The organism is Heyndrickxia acidiproducens DSM 23148 (genome assembly GCF_000374345.1).
Classification (GTDB): domain Bacteria; phylum Bacillota; class Bacilli; order Bacillales; family Bacillaceae_C; genus Weizmannia; species Weizmannia acidiproducens.
This window is the reverse complement of the sequence record NZ_KB893987.1, coordinates 1-19,863: the sequence shown is the minus strand read 5'-3', so window position 1 is coordinate 19,863 and position 19,863 is coordinate 1. Positions and strand designations below refer to the sequence as shown.

Here is a 19,863-nt window from a genome sequence, read left to right as displayed (position 1 = left end):
ATAAACCTGCTTACGAAGCAGGTTCGGGATTCGGATTCGTATAAACCGGCTGCTGCGGGCGTTCAATAATCACCGCAGTGTCGGCAAACAGGTCATGTATGCCTTGTTTTTTTGGTGTGAAAGCAACCACGATATATAAAAGCATGAGTGTTGCTGAGAGATAGCGCCCGATCCATTCCCGGAATAAAATGGTACTCCATGTCAGCTGCCGGCCCGGGTGAACAGGTACAACCTTCAGCCCGAACACCATTTTCCCCAGCGTCTGACTGAAATATTTCGTCATCAGAATGAAATACAGGTAAAAAACAGCAGCTGATAAAATTGAAATCGGGGAAAACATGCTGTCATCCGCCAAAGACAGCTTTAACAGCCGGAAAACAGGATGCAGAATCAGCCAGTTCACACTCTGAATAATGAGCAGGTCAAGCAGATACGCCCAAAAACGCATCCAAAACCCGGCAAAAGGATATGCCGCCAAATGCGATGTACGATTTTCCTTTAAATTGGTTTCCGCCGGGCCAAGGCCTGTTCCCGCATCCGGAAACGCCGGCCGTTGTCCGCGATTATCATTCGGATTCACTATTGCTTCCCCCTATTCTTCCCCTGCATACAGATACATCAGGCGCGGCGCGTTGGATTGTGCCAGTAACTGCAGCAGTCCGGTTGCTTCCGCTTCTTTCCCCATTGCTTTTTGCACAGATGCCGCAAGCAGTGATTCCAATCCACCGCCGGATTCGTACTCCACGACTTTTGCATGCTTGATATGAAGATCCTTTTTCATTTGCCCGATCACATGATCCAGATAACCATAATGGTCAATCAGATGCAGTTGTAGTGCCTGCCGCCCATCATAGACGCGTCCGTCCGCTATTTTGCGCACTTCACTTTCCGGTATGCCGCGCCCTTTCGAAATGACATTGACAAAGCCTTCATAAGAGTGGTTGACCATTTTCTGGAGCATGTCTTTTTCGCTCTTTGTCATGTCACGGTACGGGCTCATAATGTCTTTATACTCGCCGCTTTTGATTACAGGAAAATCGATTCCCAAATTTTTTGCCAGCTTCCCGTAATTCACACTTTCCATGATGACACCAAGCGATCCTGTGAGCGTTTCCGGGCTGGCATAAATTTTATCTGCCGGCGTTGAAATATAGTACGCCCCCGATGCGCAGGTCGCCCCCATTGAAACATAAATCGGCTTTTTCGTTTGTTCTTTGATCTCTTCCAGACGGTGATGGATTTCGGCCGATTCGGCAACACCCCCGCCCGGAGAATTGATATGTAAAACAATGCCTTTTATCTGATCATCATGTCTGGCCTGATCCAGCTGTTTAAGGAAACTTTCATGATTGTATTCGCCGCTGTCGAGGATCGATGCGGATGCTCCGGTATCCTGTATCGTGCCTTCCACATTTAAGACAGCAATTTTCTTTGCATTATTACCATTCTGCAGGGTCTTTTCCGATATATCCTGTTCTGAAGAATCAAACGTGTCTTCAAACATTTTTGAAAAATTGGTTGTGGCCGCTATGCTTGCAAAATTTACCACAATCGACACAGCAAATAATCCCCCTGCAATGGCAAGCGCCACCCATCTCTTTTTGTTCATGTCCCGGCTTCATCCTTCCAAATTCTGTTGTATGGAAAATGGTGTTGAAAAAAGCAATCACCCTTTTAACGATTTAATTTTATTTTAATCGAACGGCCGGCACTTTTAAAGGAAAAAAAGCCTGCGCATTGTTTTTAAGAAAACAATGCGCAGGCCGTGCTTTAAGCTTGATTCAATTCCCGCTGCCGCAATTCAACCCGGCGGATTTTTCCGGATGTTGTTTTCGGCAGCTCTTTCATAAATTCAATCGCCCGCGGATATTTATATGGCGCGGTAAGCTGCTTGACATGGTTTTGCAATTCCTTTACGAGTCCAGGCATATCTTTGCTAATGCCCTCTTTCAGTACAACAAAAGCTTTGACAATATTGCCGCGGATTTCATGCGGGCTTGCCACCACGGCACATTCTTTCACATACGGGTGTTTAATCAGGGCATCCTCGACTTCAAACGGCCCGATTGTGTAGCCGGAAGAAATAATAATATCATCCCGCCTGCCTTCAAACCAGTAATAGCCGTCTTCGTCCTTTTTCGCGCGGTCACCCGTAATATAATAATCGCCGCGGTATTGCCGGGCTGTACGTTCAGGTTCTTTGTAATAATATTTAAACAGGGCCGGTGTATCTTTGTGCACCGCTATATCGCCGACTTCGCCCACCTTGCACGGTTTACCGTCTTCGTCGATGATTTCCACCTGATTTCCCGGGAAGGGTTTGCCCATTGAGCCCGGACGCAGTTCCATATCAGCAGAGATACCGACCAGTAATGTATTTTCCGTTTGGCCGTAACCATCGCGGATTTTAATGCCAAAATGATTTTTAAAAACATCAATGACTTCGCGGTTCAGCGGTTCGCCGGCAGATACAGCGCTGCGCAAATTTTGCAGGTGGTATCGGGATAGATCTTCCACTTTTGCCATCAAACGGTATTCTGTGGGCGTACAGCAAAGCACATTCACTTTGTATTCGTCCAACAGCGATAAATACTTTTCCGGATCAAAACGGCCATTATATACAAAGCCGGTTGCGCCTGAACCGAGTACGCAAAGGAGCGGGCTCCACACCCATTTTTGCCAGCCGGGCGCCGCCGTTGCCCAAACCCGGTCATTTTCTTTAATGGCCAGCCAGTTCGGGGCAGCTGTACGCAAATGTGCATACCCCCAGCCGTGTGAATGCACAACCCCTTTAGGATTTCCGGTTGTGCCCGATGTATAGGATAAAAAGGCCAGATCATCTCTTAATGTGCGGGCCGTTGCCAATTCTTCAGACGCATTTTCCTTTGCTTTGTCTAAAAATATCCAGCCATCTTCAGGCTTTCCGATCACAAATTTTTTCAAGTTTTCAATGCCTTCTACATTTTTAAATTGCTGTACCGTCGTGAAGTGGGAAACAACCCCTTTCACATCCCCTACCTGTATGCGGTATTCAAGGTCTTTTGTCCGCAGCATTTCCGAGCTTGGCAAAATCACAATGCCGGCTTTTAGTGCGCCAAGATACACTTCATACGCTTCAACAATCCGCGGTACGATGACAAGAATAATATCACCTTTTTTCAAACCGGTCGCCTTCAAAACATTTCCTGTTTTATTCGCATTTTTCATTAACTGCTGGTAAGTGACTTCTGTATGTATCCCTTCCCGATTTTCCCAAATAAGGGCAACCTTTTTGGGATCATATGCAAACTTTTCGACTTCATTTGTAATATTATAGACTTCCGGTGCAATCAGGTCTTCGCGACGCAAACAAATCGCCTCCCTAAGTAATTAGTACCTCACTATTATACCTGATAATAAAGATTTTTGATACAATTTTGGCTTATAGATTTCGCCGTTTCATTTTCCCTGCCTAGTATGCCCGCTTTTTTCGTAATGTTTACGGGACCCGGCTTTAAAATGGCACGCGAAAAAGCGGGCCGTTTAGAGCCCGCTTTTTTTATATCCATGTTTATTTAATTATCGTGAAGTTCCGTTTAATTGTTGTTCAGCCATCGATACGAGGCGTTTTGTAATTTCACCGCCGACAGAACCATTCGCGCGGGAAGTTGTATCAGCCCCAAGATTTACACCAAATTCCTGGGCGATTTCGATTTTCATTTGGTCAAGTGCTTGTTCAGCTCCGTTTACGAGCAATTGGTTGCTATTGCTGGTTGCCATGTGTTTTCACCTCCTTGTGAGTATAGAATGTGCACAAACACATGGCAACATGCAGAGATTATACTGGTGCGGCTGCCAGTTAATGGATTCATCCCTATAGCAAGTCCGAAAACCCGTCTTCAGCCGCCGGTTGGTTCGGCGCAACAAAGACACTTTCCACCTTTTCAAGCGCTTCTTCAATCAGTGCTTCAAAATCGATTTGCTTTTCATAAAGCCGGGCCAGTTCCAGCTTTGGCCGTGTCTTTGGCGCGGGCGGCGTAAAGATCGTGCAGCAGTCCTCATACGGCAGGCTGGAAATATCGTAGGTGTCAATTTTTTGTGCAATATCAATGATTTCCAGCTTGTCCATTGAAATCAGCGGACGCAATACCGGCGCTGTTGTCACATCATTAATGGCGACCATGCTTTCCAAAGTTTGGCTGGCGACCTGCCCGAGGCTCTCCCCGGTAACAATTGCAAGCCCATTATGTTTCCTGCGTATTCTGTCCGTTATTTCCAGCATCATTCTTCTTTGGACCGTCATCGAATAACCTTCCGGGACTTCCTTATGAATGGTTTCCTGGATTTTTGTAAAGGGTACAATATGGACTTTTACAGAACCGCTGTAGGCCGAAATTTTTTCAGCCAGATCAAGCGCCTTTTGCCGGGCGCGCGGGCTCGTAAATGGCGGGCTGTGAAAATGGACGGCTTCCACTTTCACGCCGCGCTTCATTGTCAAATAACCGGCGACCGGGCTGTCAATCCCTCCGGAAAGCATCAGCATCGCTTTTCCTGATGCCCCGACAGGAAGCCCGCCTGCGCCTTTTATAATCCCTGTTGACAAATAGATGCCTTCTTTGCGGACATCTATGCGCAGGTCGATATCCGGATGTTTGACATCCACTTGAATCGTTTCAATGTTCTCCAAAATATAGCCGCCGATGATCCGGTTTAAATCATTGGTATCATATTCAAAGCTTTTATCGCCGCGGCGGGTTGTCACTTTAAACGTTTTTCCGTTTTGATAACAATCTTTGACCAGTTCCAAACCGGCCTGCTTGATTTCCCCGATGTCTTTTTTAACGCGGACAGCCAGGCTGAATGACTGAATACCGAAGATTTTTTTTAAAGCTGCTACAACCGGTTCGCTTTCAGTACCGTTCAATAGCACATACATGCGGTCGTAAAGTGCTTCAACCTTGATGCCGCGGTAAGGTTTCAGTGCTTTTTTAATATTATCTTTTAAATGCCTGATGAAAAACTGGCGGTTGCGCCCTTTTGTTGAGAGCTCGCCGTAACGAATTAAAATGCGATCGTATTTCATGTATTTCTCCCCAACACTTGTTGTAATTTTTGGATGGTGCGTTCTAATATACGAATAAACTGTTCAGCTTCTTCCAACGTATTTTCATACGAGAGGCTGATCCTGACTGCGCCTTCTGCTTCTGCCTCTGTTACCCCCATGGCAAGCAATGTACGGCTCAGTTCCTTTGTTTTTGAAGAGCAGGCGCTTGTCGTCGAAATATAAATGTCTTCTTGTTCGAGCGCATGCACAAGGACCTCGCCGCGGATGCCGCGGACAGAAAAATTGAGAATATGCGGTGCAGATAAACCGGGATCCGTATGAACCGAAACATCTGCGAGCGCTGAAAGTTTTTCAAATAGTTGATTGCGGACCACCGCCAATGCCCCGGCCTCCTGCGTATATTTTTGATGGATCAGCCGTAATGCTTTTGCCGCCGCCACAATGCCGCCTGTATTCTCTGTGCCGCTGCGCATCAGGCCTTCCTGATGGCCGCCTGTCAAAAGCGGCGATATTTTCACATTCTCACGCTTAAACAGGATGCCGGTTCCCTTTAAGCCATGAAATTTATGTGCAGAAATGGTACAGAGATCAACGCCTGCCTGATGCAAATCAAGCGGGACTTTTCCGCAGCCCTGGACATCATCAACATGGAACAAAATTTTCGGATAGGCTTTCAGCAGCTCACCGATTTCTTCCACCGGCTGGATGGCGCCGGCTTCATTATTCACATGCATCACGGATACTAAAATGGTTTCGGCCGTGATCGCTGCTTTTAAGTCATTTATGTTTATACGCCCGGTATGGTCCACAGGCAAGTAAGTCACATTGAACCCGGACTCCTCAAGCTGGCGGCATGATTCATAAACAGATGCATGTTCGATGCTTGTCGTAATGATATGCCGTCCCCTTGAGCGGTATTGCAGAGCCGTTCCTTTGATGGCCGTATTATTGCCTTCCGTGCCGCCTGAAGTAAAGAAAATTTCACCCGGTTTAACCCCGAGAATGCCGGCGATCTGCAGTCTCGCCTGCGAAATCAGTTTTTCCGCCCGCGCCCCCAGCCGGTGCAGAGAAGAAGGATTCGCAAAGAAATTTTCCGATGCCTTCACAAATGCATCCAAAACTTCCGGATAAGGCTTTGTTGTTGCACTATTATCAAAATAAATCATGTTAACACCTTCAAATTTAATATAAATAAAGTGCTGTATTCAAACATACATCCTATCATAAATATGAAAAACCGAAAAGTGGCAAAAAAAACAAGCGGCGGCTAAAGCCTTGCGCTTTCCGTCACTTGCATCAAAAATCCAACGTTTCCGGGGCCGGATCACAAAGGTTCTTCTGATTTTACCATCGTTTCTATTTTTTTAATCGCTCCCGGTTCGACCGATTCCACCGTTGTGGCTGCTTCTTCCAGTGCAGCATGATAATCATAGCTGCGAAAGGCATGCTCTGCCCGCTGCAGGCCGTCCGCCACTTTTTTATATCTCCTCCGGTAGCGGTTGCCGTATTGGATGATCCGTTCTGCAAGCATAACACTTTCCACCAGTTCCTTTGTGTGATCTTGCAGATGTCCGGTAATTTCTGCGGCATGGTCTAAATGCCGGCCCGCGGTTTCCATGTTTAAAGGTTTTGCATTTAAACTATCCATCGTCTCCCGGATGGCTTCCTGCGCCTCTTTGAACAATTCCTTATACGTCTCGGGCAGGCCCGGTATATTGCTGAGTTTTACCATACGGCGGATATCCTGGATTTGCCGTTTTAAACCGGCAATTTTTTCACGGGCATCGATCTCATCTTTGCGGAGGCTTTGAAGGTATTCGGTAAATGTCTCCTGATCTTCACGCAATTTTTTGATCTGCGCTTCTATTTCTTTTAATTGGTCGCTCAGTACGGAGTAAATCGACTGGTTTTCCGGTATTTTGGCTTCCAGCAGTGTAAAACGCTTGGCAAGTTTCTCAATCTGTTTCTCCAGTTCATTGGGTACATCCATATTTTCCTGAAGCAGCTGGTAGCTTTGGCGGATCTCGTCTGTTTCCTGCTGCATGCGGTCATTTTTCGCGCTGATCTCTTCCAGTGCTTGTTTTACTTTTTGGGTATTGTGCAGCACATAATTTTTAGCATAGGCTTCTTTTTCCAAAATATCATAGATCGTATCCATTTTATCTTTTAATTCCTGAATGCCTGCTTCCACATCCGTTGTATCAGCTGCATCAAGGCGCTCGCGGCAGAATTGCAGCTTGTCCTTCATTTCCTTGGCTTCTTTGCCGAATTGGAGATGGTCAAGGACAAACCCCTGCGCTGTCATTTCCTGATAGCCTTCTTCCAATTCAGCAAGCTGGGCAGGCAGCAGTGATCCGGTTTCCGTTAGTAAGTTCGGGATTTTTGCTGATTTTTCCGCCAGCGCATTCACCTGTGTTTTTAATTCGTCTGCCATTTTCCCGGCTTCAAGATAGTTTCCTTCCTGTGTCATTTGCTCATACTGCCCAAAGCCTGCTGCCAGAGCATCTGCTGTTGAATCCAGCTTTTTAATGGCTTTTCCGTATGTATGGCGGTGTGTCAGCAGTTGCTTTTTAATCCCTTTAAAAACTTTTGCCAATTCTTCAATTTCCAAACGGCTTTGTTTTTCCCCGTCCACCAGCTCGTTCAGTTCGGAAATAATCGTGTTCACTTTTGTTTCGGCATCATTGAGGATGGTTTCTGTCCGGGCTTGCAGCGCTTTTGCTTGTCTAAAGCGGTATTTATCGGTATACGCTTCAATTTCAAAAAGTTTCTCCTCAACCGCAGGCAGATCATCATTTAAGAGATCTTCCCAATTTTTGCGCCAGCGCTCAAATAATTCTTCCGCTTCACCGGTCATGTTCAATTGTTTGACTTTCCCCAGTTCTTCAATCACAGGGCGGTTCATGATGTCAATTTTCCAAGCCTCCAGCCTGTCAATTTCCCGGTAAAACTGTTTTCTTATTACAAAACCGCATATCAATAAAATGAGTAATAGTACGATCACACCAATGATGCCATACATCATAAGCTATAAAGCCTCCCGTTCTTTCAACAATAAATCTACCTTTTTTACATTATGTAAGTGTTTTTCCGGCAGCTGTACGGATGGACACTGCCGGCACGATTTTCCAAATAAAAAAACGATTATTCGTCTTCTATGATACCATGTTACGACAATATTTGACTATTAAATTCGCGTTTTTTCCCATGAAATTACTGCACTTTCCATCTGAACCGGAAAATGGCAGATGCCACTTGAATACAGCCCAAAACGCCGGGCACTGTTTCATCCTGTTTCATGAACAAAAAAAAATAGCCCCTTTGACTATGCTTTTTTCAGCAACAGGGGCGGTGCGGACGGCATTTGTTTGACACTGTCAAGCCAGTCTGCAATGGTATGGGCATACTTGTCCGCAAAATAGGGCTCTTCCGGCTGCATTCCCCATACTTCACGCAAATACTGGCTGTTTAAGTAAGGCATCGCCAGCATACTCCGCAACTGGATCATCAGAAAATTGGCAGCGCGGTGATGGGGCTGGAACTGAAGCCCCTCCATTACGAGCTTTTTCAATAAATACCGCTCTTTCATTAAGTAAGTTGAGGTGATTTCACGGACAATTTGCGAATCAATTGTGATTTCCCGCCAGACAAATCTGGCCAAAAGATGATGATCGCTTTGAAAATGAAGGGCATTGTAAACCGCTCGTTTTAAGCGTTCATCCGCTGTTTCTGAAGCAGGCCCCTCTTCTTCCAGACATGCCAGATACGGCTCGAAAAAACGCACAAAGCAGGCTTCCAAAAGCCCTTGTTTGCCATGAAAGTAATAGGAGATATTTGCGGAATTGACTTTAGCGGCCCCGGCGATGGCTCGTATGGTTGTGCCGTGATAACCGTACGTATGGAACAAAGAGATGGCTGTATCCAATATCTTTTCTTTTACCGTCATTTCGGTTTTCTTCATGTCTCCACCCCGCTTTTTGTGTTTTGCTTGCCGATTTTGTATTTTTGTGTTAAAAATATTCTATTATTAGCATACAATGTTTTCGGGCGTTTTTCTAAAAAAGTTCTCGACAAAAAACTTTGCAGCCGTTGCTTGTGATTAAAAATATTGTTGAAGTTAGGATGATGGGCATGTTTCATGTTGATACATATCGAGGAACGAAGAAAGAAAATTATCAATTGGCCACCAAACAATTGCAGGCGCTGATGGAAGGCGAACCAAACAAAATTGCAAATTTAAGCAATGCTTCGGCGCTTTTAAACCAGCTTTTGGACAGGATCAACTGGGTCGGTTTTTACTTAGAAGAAGGAAACGAATTGGTGCTCGGTCCTTTCCAGGGTCTTCCGGCTTGCGTGAGAATTCCGTTTGGCAAAGGCGTGTGCGGGACTGCCTGGAAAGAGAATAAAGTATTGCGTATTGCAAATGTTAACGAATTTCCCGGCCATATCGCCTGTGACACGGCTTCACAATCGGAAATCGTCGTCCCGTTGGTTAAAAACGGCAGTGTATTCGGGGTACTCGATATTGACAGTCCGGAGCAGAACCGTTTTGATGAAGAAGATGAAGCGGGCCTGACTGCATTCGCCGCAGTTCTTGCCGAAAATTTATAATAAAAAAACCCTTGCGCTAAAAACGTGGCAAGGGTTTTTTTTACGGGCGGTTGTTGGTGGTGATGACTTGGTTTTTCCCCCGGTTCTTAGCATGGTAAAGGCTGACGTCTGCGCGTTTGAAAAGGGATTCCACGGTTTCATTCATTTCTTTATTCCAGTAAGAAACCCCGCATGAAATGGTGATCGGCGGCGTTGTGTTTTTTTCAACAGCGGCAAGCAGCCTTTTGGCTACTTGCTCGCCTGTCTCAAGTGAAACACCCGGCAAATAAATTGCCATTTCTTCCCCGCCCCATCTTGCCCCTACATCCGTAGAGCGGATATTTTCTTTTATAAGCCGGGCCACCTGGATTAAAATTTCATCCCCGGTTTGGTGGCCGTACGTATCATTGACCTTTTTGAAATTGTCAATGTCCAGTAAAATAAGCGTCCCCTGTTCATCTTCGCCGATGGATGCTTCCATCCTGCTGTTCAAGTAATTTTTGGCAAACAGTTGTGTAAGCTGGTCTGTAATCACCATTTTTTCAAGTTTTTCACGAAGCATGGAGTTGGTCAGTGCCATCGCAGACTGATAGATCAAAGATTGAAAAAGTTTGAACACATCGAATGAAAAATGATAGGGTTCCTCATGAAGGACAACGCAAAAACCTTTCAAGGCATCTTCCTGGATCATCGGCACAGCCATCAGTGAAGCAAAACGAAACTGCTGTTTTGGGCAGCGCTCGTTTAAATTGCTGATAAATAAAGACTCTTTCGCATTTAAAAAAGACTGATGGACAAAATCGATATAACTGGCCCCTTCCTCTTTTTCAAATACCTGGCTGCTGCCGTCCAGAAGGTGAAATTCCCCCTCTTGAATCATAATAAATCCAATGGCACTGACATCAAATGCGTTCGAAATTTCCGATGTCAGGAACTGGGCGGTTTCTTTTAAATTGGTGCTTGTATTCAGCCGCCGGGAAATTGAATTCATAAGGCGCAGCTTTTCAATTGACTGTACCGACTGCTGATACAGTTTTGCATTTTCCAAAGCACTGCCCGCTGTGTTTGCCAGCTGACGGATAAATTCAACATCATGCCGGTTAAATTCATCATTTGCAAACGCAATCACCTGCAGCACGCCATACACCCCTTGTTTTCCCCGCAACGGTGCATACAACAGGGTTTGGTTTGAACGCCGCAATGTTGCCATTTGAATTTGGCCATTCACATAGGATTCAAGCGCCATATCGTCAATCGCGTCATATTGAAGCGACTTAATCGGCAGATCCACTTGATGGGGAACATCATCGGACAGCATTAATGTATACTCAAAAACCGGATACACCCTTTGCAGCGTATAAATGGTTTCTGACAAAATCGTATCTGTATCCATGGAAGAATGGAATTTCTCAGTTACATGGAAGAGCTCAATATACTGTTTTCTGTCGTTTTCAACCACTGCCAGCCGGTATTTCAACTGCAAAAACTTTCTGCTTTCAAGAACAAAGGTATGGAGATCTGTATGGATGAGCGAGTCATAAATATGATCTGGAATGGAAAGAAAAAGACATCCGTCTTCCATTTCCTGATCAGGAATGAAAAAAGCAATATTAAATTTAGAAAAATACGGATCCGTTTGCAGCGTGGCCTGGTCAACGACAGGAAACCCCTGCATGAATGACTTTACTTTTTTGGATGGCAGCTTGTTTTTGACAGGGTGTTGAAATGGATTATAGAAACTGCTGATTTTATAGAATTTCGTATTCTCCATGTCCTGCTTATAAAACAATATCATTTCAGCATGCAAACAATCGGATACGACGGACATCCAGTCATCCATATTGCTATTGGCCCTGATTTTCATCAAATCAAATAAACGAGATTTGTAATATAGGATCAAATGGCTTTCTTTCTTTTTCATATCCTGATCACCCTGCTTTGATATGTAAACGTACTCAACATTTATTTCCCGGCATTCATGCACTGAAAATAAAGCAAATATGTGCACTGCGCGCGTAACGTTACCTGCATTAAATTAATCCCATTATATTACAATAGTACTATAATTGTACAGTCTATCTAGCTGAAATGTCCTATATACAGGCTGTCTATTAGCAGCCCGGCTGGACAAAGTTTAAAGAATGCCTGCTTCCAGCCGAATTTTTATTGACTTTTATGCGAATAAACCCTATAATCATCTTTGTGTAAAATAATGCAGCCTTTATGGGCGGCTTTATGTCTGCATTTTGTTCCTGTCATGTTTGATATGGTGTATCGTGTAACCCTCTGCTGCTGGGGCGATGGTACATGAAAACAAAATGCCCATAATGAATCGCTCATTATCTGTTTTTATTTTACAACAAAATAAAAACTAAGGAGGAGTCTTTAATGGCTCGCTATACTGGTCCAAGTTGGAAACTATCCCGCCGTCTTGGGATTTCATTAAGCGGTACGGGCAAAGAATTGGAAAAACGTCCTTATGCACCTGGACAACACGGCCCGAACCAACGCAGAAAATTATCTGAATACGGTCTTCAATTACAGGAAAAACAAAAGCTTCGCCATATGTATGGTTTGAACGAACGCCAATTCCACAATACATTTGTGAAAGCCGGCAAAATGCAAGGGAAAAATGGTGAAAACTTTATGTTGCTGCTGGAATCGCGCCTTGACAACCTTGTGTACCGCCTTGGTTTGGCCCGCACACGCCGCCAGGCACGCCAGCTCGTTAACCACGGCCATATTCTTGTTGACGGCAAACGCGTAGACATTCCGTCATACCGCGTAACACCCGGGCAAACGATCGGCGTCCGTGAAAAATCCCGCAATCTGGATGTGATCAAAGAAGCGATCGAAACAACAAACTTTGTTCCTGACTACGTTTCTTTCGATGCAGACAAGCTTGAAGGAGCGTTCACACGTTTGCCTGAACGCTCTGAACTGCCGGCTGAAATTAACGAATCCTTAATCGTTGAGTTCTACTCAAGGTAATGTAAAGCCGGGTTTTATAAGCGTGTTAAAAGCCCCCGGGGACTTGATCAAGTCCCCGGGGGCTTTTTGACTTTTGCACATTACGAACTCTTCGTGCTGCTTTTCCTTTTGCTTTTCCACAGCATCCATAATGAAAATGCGAGGGCGCCGGTCAGGATCGGCTCTTTTTTCAGCTGATTGTCTTTCGTATAGAAAGCGTCCTTTACAACCAGATTGATATTTTGCGGACGCTCAGCCAGACGCCGCATATAATAGCCGAACCAGTCATTGCCAAATGGCATATAAGTGGTAAAATGATAGCCCGCTTTTGCCAATTCATACTGCATCTCCTGGCGAAAACCATACAACATCTGAAATTCAAATTTATCATGCGGAATATGGTTTTTTTGAATAAAATCCTTTAGTTCATTGATAATATGGTGGTCATGGGTCGCAATCGAAGTATAGGCATTTCCGAGCAGCCGCTTTTTTGCGAGTTTCAGATAGTTTTGATCAATTTCGCTTTTCGATTGGTACGCAACTTCCTCACTTTCTTTGTAGGCACCTTTTACAATCCTGATCCGCACATCCTCCAGCTGATCCAGCACCTCCCCGGCACACCGCAAATATGCCTGGATGACCGTACCGACATTCCTGTATTCTTCCAGCAGGATTTTCAAAACATCTAGGGTTGCCTGAAAATGTGCATAATCTTCCATATCGATGTTTACAAATATATTAAACTCTTCCGCTTGGTTCAGAATCTCTTTCATGTTTTGAATACATAGTTTGCGGTTGATATCGAGCCCCAATTGTGTCAGCTTCACCGAAACATGGCAGTCCAGCTCTTCTTTATGAATCTGGTTTAACATTTTCAGGATCTTCTGCTTTGACGCTTCGGCTTCCGAGCGGTCAGATACAAATTCCCCAAGATTGTCGACCGTACAGCTGATCCCTTTGGCATTCATTTCTTTAATCGTGCGTGTCACACTGGCAATATCCGTTCCTGCCACAAATTTATCGGCGCCAAGGCGGAACCCCCATTTTTGCGCGTTTTTATTTAAGCATTTATTGTTCGATAGCCCGATAAAAAAGTCTCTTGTCAAATTCGCCATTTGCCCATCTTCTCCTTCAAGCCAAAAAGTTTTTTCTATCAACAGTGTGGACAGCTAACTAATCAAAGTAAATTAAAACCTTTCCGAAACGGATTTTGCCTCCATAAACAGTTTCAAATAATCCGGGCCGCCTGCTTTTGAATCAGTGCCGGACATTTTAAATCCGCCAAAAGGCTGGTATCCGACAACCGCTGCCGTACAGCCCCGGTTGATATAGAGGTTTCCGACCTGAAATTCATATCTTGCGCGCTCAATATGTGCCCTGTTATTCGAAATGATGGCGCCTGTTAAGCCGTAATCCGTATTGTTGGCAATCTCCAGCAGTTCGTCAAAATTTGCAGCTTTTGCAAACGCAACGACCGGGCCGAAAATTTCTTCCTGCATGATGCGGGCTTTCGGGTCAACATCTTTAAAAATAGCCGGGTGTACAAAAAAACCTTTCGAATCGTCTGCTTCTCCGCCGTACACCAGCTTTCCTTCACTTTTGCCGATCTCCAGATAACGGGTAATCTTATCAAATTGTTTCTGGTTGATGACAGCTCCCATGTATACATTGCCTTCTGATGGGTCGCCGATCGACAGTTCTTTGGTGCGCGCAACCGCTTTTTCCAGTACTTCTTCATAAACGGCTTCATGCACAATGGCTCTCGAACAGGCAGAACATTTCTGGCCTGAAAAACCGAATGCAGAATTCACGATTGCATCTGCCGCTAAATCCAGATCGGCATCCTGATCGACAATAATCGTATCCTTGCCGCCCATTTCAGCGACTACCCGTTTCAAGAACCGCTGGCCGTCCTGCACCTTGGCAGCCCGTTCATAAATCCGTATGCCTGTTGCCCTTGAACCGGTAAAATTAATCCAATGTGCATCCTTATGATCGACGAGGTAGTCGCCGATTTCCGCAGGATCCCCCGGTACAAACTGGAGCACTCCTTTTGGCAGCCCGGCTTCTTCCAATATCTCAACGAGCTTATAGGCAATGACCGGCGTGTACTCAGATGGCTTTAACAGTACCGGATTTCCGGCCACAATCGGCGCTGCGGCAGTTCCGCAGACAATGGCAAACGCAAAATTCCACGGTGGAATCGTCACACCCGGCCCCATCGGCTGGTAAATGAACGTATTATGCTCATTCGCGCGCTGTTTCATTTCCTGTCCTTTTGCTAATGCAAGCATCTGCCGGCCGTAATACTCCAAAAAGTCAATGCCTTCCGCCGTATCCCCATCTGCCTGGTCCCATGGCTTTCCGGCATCGTAAACAAGCCAGGCCGACAGTTCATGCTTGCGCCTGCGCGCGATCGCAGCCGCTTTGAAGAGGACATTTGCCCGTGCTTCCGGTGCTACTCTTCCCCATATTTTAAACGCATCATTTGCTGCCTCAAAAGCCTGGTCAATCTGCTGCTTTGAAGCTTTCGACACTTTTCCGACCACCTGTTCTTTATTTCCGGGGTTTACAGAGATAAGCTGGTCTTTCGTGAAAATTTTTTCCCCGTTGATCACCAGCGGATAGTCCCTGCCTAATTCCGCATGCACTTTTTCAAGCGCCGCTTCAAATGCTCTTCTGTTTTCAGGAATGTTAAAATCTGTTAATAGTTCATGTTCGAATGGTAATACCAAGTTGGAAACCTCCTTCAATTTTAGGAAAGCAGTTTTGTTCTATACAATATGGAATGCAAAAAGCATGCCAACTTTATAGCTGCAAAAAAAGGCTGATTTCACGGTTCACACCATAACTATCATAAAATCAGGCTATCAATTGAGTGTTTATTATATTTACACAATTGTAAATTAAGTGTAAAATTGATTTACAATCGTTCACACGATCAGGGGGTGGAGAAGATGGGAAATGATGAATTTTATTTGCAAGCCGTTTTATCTGCGGAAGATGATGCCATTACAATTATCAACGAAAAAAAGGAAGTCATATTCTGGAACGAGGCTGCAGTCCGTACCTACAATATCGAAAAAAAGGAAATCTTACATAAAAAAATTACCGATTTTTTTAAGGATGACCATTTAATGGTTTTAAAAGTGCTGCAAACGAAGGAACATGTGGAGAATCAGTATCACCGCCCGCGCGCTGACAAACATGTCGTGGTTAACGCAATGCCGATTTTCAATGAACATCAGGAAATAATTGGAGCGGTTTCGGTTGAAAGGGATATCTCCCAAATTGTGAAGTTGAACGATCATCTTGTTTCTACCTCAATTGAACTGAATGAATTAAGGCAGAAAGTTTATACCAGTTATGAAGAAACGCCGTTTTCAAAATTGAAAGGAAAAAGCCGTGTGCTTCAGGAAACGATACGGATCGCTGCCAAAGCGGCAAAAACGGATGCCCTTACATTAATTCTCGGGGAAAGCGGTACAGGTAAAGAAATTTGCGCCCGCGCCATCCATGAAGCAAGCGTACGGAAAAACGGCCCGTTTATTCCGGTAAACTGCGGCTCGATTCCAAGCGCTTTATTTGAAAGCGAACTGTTCGGTTATGAAGCCGGCACTTTTACAGGCGCGGAAAAAAAAGGAAAGGGCGGAAAGATTGAAGAGGCTGACGGCGGTACCTTGTTTCTCGATGAAATTGGTGAACTGCCGCTCGACATGCAGGTAAAGCTGCTCAGGGTTTTGCAGGAAAACGTCATCTACCGGATTGGAGATGCCACCGGGAGGAAAGTCAATGTCCGGTTTATTGCCGCCACCAACCAGAACCTTCAGAAAATGATGGAAGAGAAGAGATTCAGGTCGGATCTCTACTACCGCTTAAATGTCATCCAAATTACGATGCCCCCGCTCAGAAAACGGATTGAAGATATCCCGATTCTGGCCGGCTTTTTCTTAAAACAATTTGCTATCCAGTATAAAGTACCTGAACCGGAGCTTTTATCTGATGCGGTTTCATTCCTGCTCCAATACCGGTGGCCCGGCAATGTCCGCGAACTCCGGAATTTAATGGAACGAATCGTGATCCTGTCTGAAAAACAGGTGATTCATAAAGAAGCACTGCTCCAATTTTTTCAAAATCCGGCAGCCATTAACAATACGGCTGTACATCCGGCCCCTCACTCCTTGCCGGAAGAAAAGAAACATATCGAGAAACAGCTGATTGAAAAAATATTAAAGGAAGTAAACGGGAACAAATCCGCGGCTGCCAGAAAATTGGGGATCTCCAGAGTTACCTTATATCAAAAACTGAAAAAGTATGGTGCAGATCAAGTTTAATACCTGCTGCCTGCTATCACGGCCAAACAAAGCGATTGTCCATTACCTGTTCAATATACTCGTTTTCACCCTGATCATAGGATTGGCTTCACCGCTTGTAAAGAAAGGCACCTTAAAAAACAGCAGGAAGCCACGGCCGCCTGCTGCTATTTTTTAGAACCTGATTAAATAATATTTCTTCTTGCCCCTTCTGATCACGGTAAATTGCCCGCCGATTTTATCTGTTTCCTGCACCGTGTAATGGGTGTCTGTCACGCGGCCGCCATTCACATATACGGCGCCGTTTTGGATATCCTCCCGTGCCTGCCGTTTTGACGGTGAAATTTTCGCGGCCACCAGCAGTTCCACTAAATTCTTCTGTTCTTCGTTTTCTATTGTGAAGGATGGCACATCTTTAAAGCCTTGTTTGATTTCTTCAACGGTTAGATTTTTGACATCTCCGCTAAATAGCGCTTCCGTAATTTTCAATGCCTGCTGCAGGGCTTCTTCACCATGGATCAGCCTTGTCATTTCAGCTGCGAGCGCTTTTTGCGCCTTCCTGAGATGCGGTTCGTTTGCAACGGATTGTGCCAGCTCTTCAATCTCTTCTTTTGATAAAAATGTGAAGTATTTCAAGTATTTCACGACATCAAGATCGGCTGTGTTTACCCAGAATTGGTAAAATTCATATGGCGACGTTTTTTCCGGATTGAGCCAGACTGCGCCGCTTTCAGTTTTCCCGAATTTCGTGCCGTCCGCTTTTGTCACAAGCGGAATCGTTAATCCGAATGCTTTTTCCCCCTCCGGCTCCATTTTCCGGATTAATTCAAGGCCGCTCGTAATATTGCCCCACTGGTCGCTGCCGCCGATTTGCAGCCGGCAGTGATATTTTCCGTACAGGTTTAAAAAGTCAACGGCCTGCAGAATCGTATACGTGAATTCGGTAAAGGAAATGCCGGTTTCAAGCCGTGATGCGATCGTATCTTTGGCAAGCATGTAGTTGATGCCGATATGTTTCCCATAGTCGCGCAGGAATGTCACCACATCCATTGAACCGTGCCAGTCATAGTTATTGACCATGACGGCGCCATTTTCGCCTTCAAAATCAAAAAAGCGTTCCAACTGTTTTTTCAGGCCTTCGCCATTTTGTTTGACATTTTCAATTGTCAACAGCTTTCTTTCTTCTTTTTTACCGCTTGGGTCGCCGATCATACCGGTCGCACCGCCAAGCACAACAATCGGTCGATGGCCGGCCTGCTGGAAACGGCGCAGTGTTAAATAGGGCAGAAGGTGCCCGATATGCATGCTGTCGCCGGTCGGATCGATCCCGCAGTACAGCGTGATGTTTTCATTTTTTAGCAGGTCTGCCAGCCCTTCTTCATCGGTCTGCTGGTAAATGATCCCCCGCCATTTTAAATCCTCCAATAAATCCACTTAGAAACACTCCTTTTATGTAAAATAAAATCGCCCCTCCGTCAAAGACGAAGGGACGATTGTGACCGCGTTACCACCCAACTTGAGAATTGCTTCTCCACTCACTTTGTATAACGGTTCAGATCCGTCTGCCATCCAAAAATTGCACGGCAAAAGCTCCGGGGTGTAATTCGCCTTCCTGTTTGTACCGGTTTGCACCAACCACCGGCTCTCTTCCAATCAAAAGCAGGAGACTACTGGGTCCTTTCAACGCTTCCTTATCAAATTGTGAAGTTAATCCATTTTTATCATAAGTATGGCGGAATGTCAACCGGGCTAAACGAGAACCATATTTTTAAATTTTATTTGGAGTGAAAGCCACATGAAGAATTGATAAACAATAACAAAAGTTAAAGATTGTATTATATTTTTTATTTTCCCCTCTGACTTAAAATTTTATGTATGTGTAAAATTTTACTCGGAGGTTAATAAGTGGAAAAAAATGGGAAGACGCTCTATCATTTAAATGTACGCTAGCACGCGAATACATTTAGAAAGAGGTCTTCCCATGGGAAATATTATATCAAAAATTGTGGAGTTATTAAAGGGTACAGACAGTCTTATCGAATTTGAGGAACAGTCCAAAATTTTTATGCAACAGACCTTTACGCAGTTGGTTGGGGACGTATTTGTGAAATTAGACAAGATCATCAAACAACAGAAATTGGATGAAGGTTGGGAGTACTGCCGGAGTGATGACAGAAGCGTTCAGTTTCTGTTTGGAAACGTGGCTTTTAAACGTTCATTGATGCATGACAAGAAAGGGGCTCCACACTATGTACTGGATGAATGGCTGGGGATGGAACCGAATCAGCGTTACAGCCCATTAGTGGAATTGAAGGTGGCGGAGCTGGCCAGTGAAAGTACCTATCAAAAAGCAGCTGATATTTTGAAGGAGTGGACAGCAGTGAGCCTTTCCCGTACAACTGTGGGGAAAATGGTGAAACGCGTGGGGGAAGCCCAGGCGGATGATGACCAGGCATTTGTAGAAGAGCTTGAAGAGGCTGCTTCACTGCCGGAGGGAAAGAAAGTGGATTACCTGTTTGCCGAAGCTGACGGCGTATTCGTCCGGGGGCTGAAGAAGAAACAGAGTATGGAAGTCCACCATGCCATTCTCTATGAGGGGTGGGAAATCAATGGCAAAAGGGTTTCCCTGCGCCAGCCTAAAGTGATGATGACAACCAAACCAATTCAGACATTCTGGGATGAGGTCCAAGCCACAGCTGCCAACACATATTCCCTCGAAAAAGCCCGTGTCATTACCAACAGTGATGGAGGGCCGGGGTACACACCTGAACGGTTTCAAACGGCATTCTCACAGTCAGAATTTCCGACACTCAATCAGCTGGATGCTTACCATGTCGCACAGGCCGTTGTCAGGACATTTGGGGGTGGGAAGAGCGAAGTAAAGGAACAGATTAGAAAGGCGATAAAAACGCATGATTTGGGCCAATTCACGCTGTATTTGGACAC

Annotated in this window: 16 protein-coding genes and 1 other annotated feature; of the genes, 4 read left to right on the top strand and 12 right to left on the bottom strand. The window is 45.1% G+C overall.

From position 1 onward, the window contains the following. Positions 1-10: 10 nt before the first annotated feature. The 8 genes from C232_RS0106355 to refZ form a co-directional block, all read right to left on the bottom strand. A complete protein-coding gene (locus tag C232_RS0106355; RefSeq protein ID WP_235801524.1) occupies positions 11-478 on the bottom strand; it encodes an RDD family protein in 468 nt (155 codons plus the stop codon). A gap of 114 nt (positions 479-592) precedes the next feature. Then, on the bottom strand, positions 593-1,609 hold the full coding sequence (gene sppA / locus C232_RS0106350; RefSeq protein ID WP_018662477.1) for a signal peptide peptidase SppA: 1,017 nt from the start codon (positions 1,607-1,609) through the stop codon (positions 593-595). A 161-nt stretch (positions 1,610-1,770) separates the two neighbouring features. Beyond that, complete coding sequence (gene mbcS, locus C232_RS0106345; RefSeq protein WP_018662475.1) at positions 1,771-3,348, bottom strand: acyl-CoA synthetase MbcS; 1,578 nt, start codon at positions 3,346-3,348, stop codon at positions 1,771-1,773. A 210-nt stretch (positions 3,349-3,558) separates the two neighbouring features. After that, entirely contained in the window at positions 3,559-3,759 is a 201-nt protein-coding gene (locus C232_RS0106340) for an alpha/beta-type small acid-soluble spore protein (RefSeq protein WP_018662473.1), read from the bottom strand. A 94-nt stretch (positions 3,760-3,853) separates the two neighbouring features. Next, positions 3,854-5,062, bottom strand: coding sequence for a tRNA uracil 4-sulfurtransferase ThiI (thiI, locus tag C232_RS0106335; RefSeq protein WP_018662471.1), 1,209 nt, complete (start codon positions 5,060-5,062; stop codon positions 3,854-3,856). Next, entirely contained in the window at positions 5,059-6,210 is a 1,152-nt protein-coding gene (locus C232_RS0106330; RefSeq protein ID WP_018662469.1) for a cysteine desulfurase family protein, read from the bottom strand. Before C232_RS0106330 ends, thiI begins: the two co-directional genes overlap by 4 nt. Before the next feature lie 158 nt (positions 6,211-6,368). Beyond that, on the bottom strand, positions 6,369-8,069 hold the full coding sequence (gene ezrA / locus C232_RS0106325) for a septation ring formation regulator EzrA (RefSeq protein WP_018662467.1): 1,701 nt from the start codon (positions 8,067-8,069) through the stop codon (positions 6,369-6,371). A gap of 300 nt (positions 8,070-8,369) precedes the next feature. Continuing rightward, positions 8,370-9,005: a forespore capture DNA-binding protein RefZ gene (refZ, locus tag C232_RS0106315; RefSeq protein WP_018662462.1), complete on the bottom strand. Its 636-nt coding sequence runs from the start codon at positions 9,003-9,005 to the stop codon at positions 8,370-8,372. 170 nt (positions 9,006-9,175) lie between these two features. Here refZ and C232_RS0106310 point away from each other — a divergent pair, with 170 nt between their 5' ends. Beyond that, positions 9,176-9,655, top strand: coding sequence for a GAF domain-containing protein (locus tag C232_RS0106310; protein ID WP_018662460.1), 480 nt, complete (start codon positions 9,176-9,178; stop codon positions 9,653-9,655). A 40-nt stretch (positions 9,656-9,695) separates the two neighbouring features. Here C232_RS0106310 and C232_RS0106305 read toward each other — a convergent pair whose 3' ends face one another. Beyond that, positions 9,696-11,555, bottom strand: coding sequence for a sensor domain-containing diguanylate cyclase (locus tag C232_RS0106305; RefSeq protein ID WP_018662458.1), 1,860 nt, complete (start codon positions 11,553-11,555; stop codon positions 9,696-9,698). A 467-nt stretch (positions 11,556-12,022) separates the two neighbouring features. On the opposite strand from C232_RS0106305, the gene rpsD reads away from it, so the two are divergent. Continuing rightward, complete coding sequence (gene rpsD / locus C232_RS0106300; RefSeq protein WP_018662456.1) at positions 12,023-12,625, top strand: 30S ribosomal protein S4; 603 nt, start codon at positions 12,023-12,025, stop codon at positions 12,623-12,625. Between the two features lie 80 nt (positions 12,626-12,705). Here rpsD and C232_RS0106295 read toward each other — a convergent pair whose 3' ends face one another. Beyond that, positions 12,706-13,719 carry a proline dehydrogenase family protein gene (locus C232_RS0106295; RefSeq protein ID WP_018662455.1) on the bottom strand — a complete coding sequence of 338 codons (1,014 nt, stop codon included), beginning with the start codon at positions 13,717-13,719 and terminating at the stop codon, positions 12,706-12,708. Positions 13,720-13,791: 72 nt separating this feature from the next. Beyond that, positions 13,792-15,339, bottom strand: coding sequence for an L-glutamate gamma-semialdehyde dehydrogenase (pruA, locus tag C232_RS0106290; protein WP_018662453.1), 1,548 nt, complete (start codon positions 15,337-15,339; stop codon positions 13,792-13,794). Positions 15,340-15,561: 222 nt separating this feature from the next. On the opposite strand from pruA, the gene C232_RS18445 reads away from it, so the two are divergent. After that, entirely contained in the window at positions 15,562-16,938 is a 1,377-nt protein-coding gene (locus tag C232_RS18445; protein WP_018662451.1) for a sigma-54 interaction domain-containing protein, read from the top strand. Between the two features lie 153 nt (positions 16,939-17,091). Here C232_RS18445 and tyrS read toward each other — a convergent pair whose 3' ends face one another. Next, positions 17,092-18,351 (bottom strand): tyrosine--tRNA ligase, encoded by a 1,260-nt coding sequence (gene tyrS, locus C232_RS0106280; RefSeq protein ID WP_018662449.1) that lies wholly within the window; start codon positions 18,349-18,351, stop codon positions 17,092-17,094. Between the two features lie 48 nt (positions 18,352-18,399). After that, positions 18,400-18,610: a binding site (T-box leader), on the bottom strand. A 288-nt stretch (positions 18,611-18,898) separates the two neighbouring features. On the opposite strand from tyrS, the gene C232_RS0106270 reads away from it, so the two are divergent. Further along, positions 18,899-19,863: ISLre2 family transposase (locus C232_RS0106270; protein WP_018662447.1), on the top strand; the 965-nt coding region annotated here is incomplete at its 3' end.

Excerpts from the sequence above, each read along its gene's own strand:
- C232_RS18445 (WP_018662451.1), top strand. The coding sequence starts at position 15,562 with ATGGGAAATGATGAATTTTATTTGCAAGCCGTTTTATCTGCGGAAGAT.
- rpsD (WP_018662456.1), top strand. The coding sequence starts at position 12,023 with ATGGCTCGCTATACTGGTCCAAGTTGGAAACTATCCCGCCGTCTTGGG.
- ezrA (WP_018662467.1), bottom strand. The coding sequence starts at position 8,069 with ATGATGTATGGCATCATTGGTGTGATCGTACTATTACTCATTTTATTG.
- C232_RS0106295 (WP_018662455.1), bottom strand. The coding sequence starts at position 13,719 with ATGGCGAATTTGACAAGAGACTTTTTTATCGGGCTATCGAACAATAAA.
- C232_RS0106305 (WP_018662458.1), bottom strand. The coding sequence starts at position 11,555 with ATGAAAAAGAAAGAAAGCCATTTGATCCTATATTACAAATCTCGTTTA.
- refZ (WP_018662462.1), bottom strand. The coding sequence starts at position 9,005 with ATGAAGAAAACCGAAATGACGGTAAAAGAAAAGATATTGGATACAGCC.
- C232_RS0106340 (WP_018662473.1), bottom strand. The coding sequence starts at position 3,759 with ATGGCAACCAGCAATAGCAACCAATTGCTCGTAAACGGAGCTGAACAA.
- sppA (WP_018662477.1), bottom strand. The coding sequence starts at position 1,609 with ATGAACAAAAAGAGATGGGTGGCGCTTGCCATTGCAGGGGGATTATTT.
- thiI (WP_018662471.1), bottom strand. The coding sequence starts at position 5,062 with ATGAAATACGATCGCATTTTAATTCGTTACGGCGAGCTCTCAACAAAA.
- C232_RS0106330 (WP_018662469.1), bottom strand. The coding sequence starts at position 6,210 with ATGATTTATTTTGATAATAGTGCAACAACAAAGCCTTATCCGGAAGTT.
- C232_RS0106310 (WP_018662460.1), top strand. The coding sequence starts at position 9,176 with ATGTTTCATGTTGATACATATCGAGGAACGAAGAAAGAAAATTATCAA.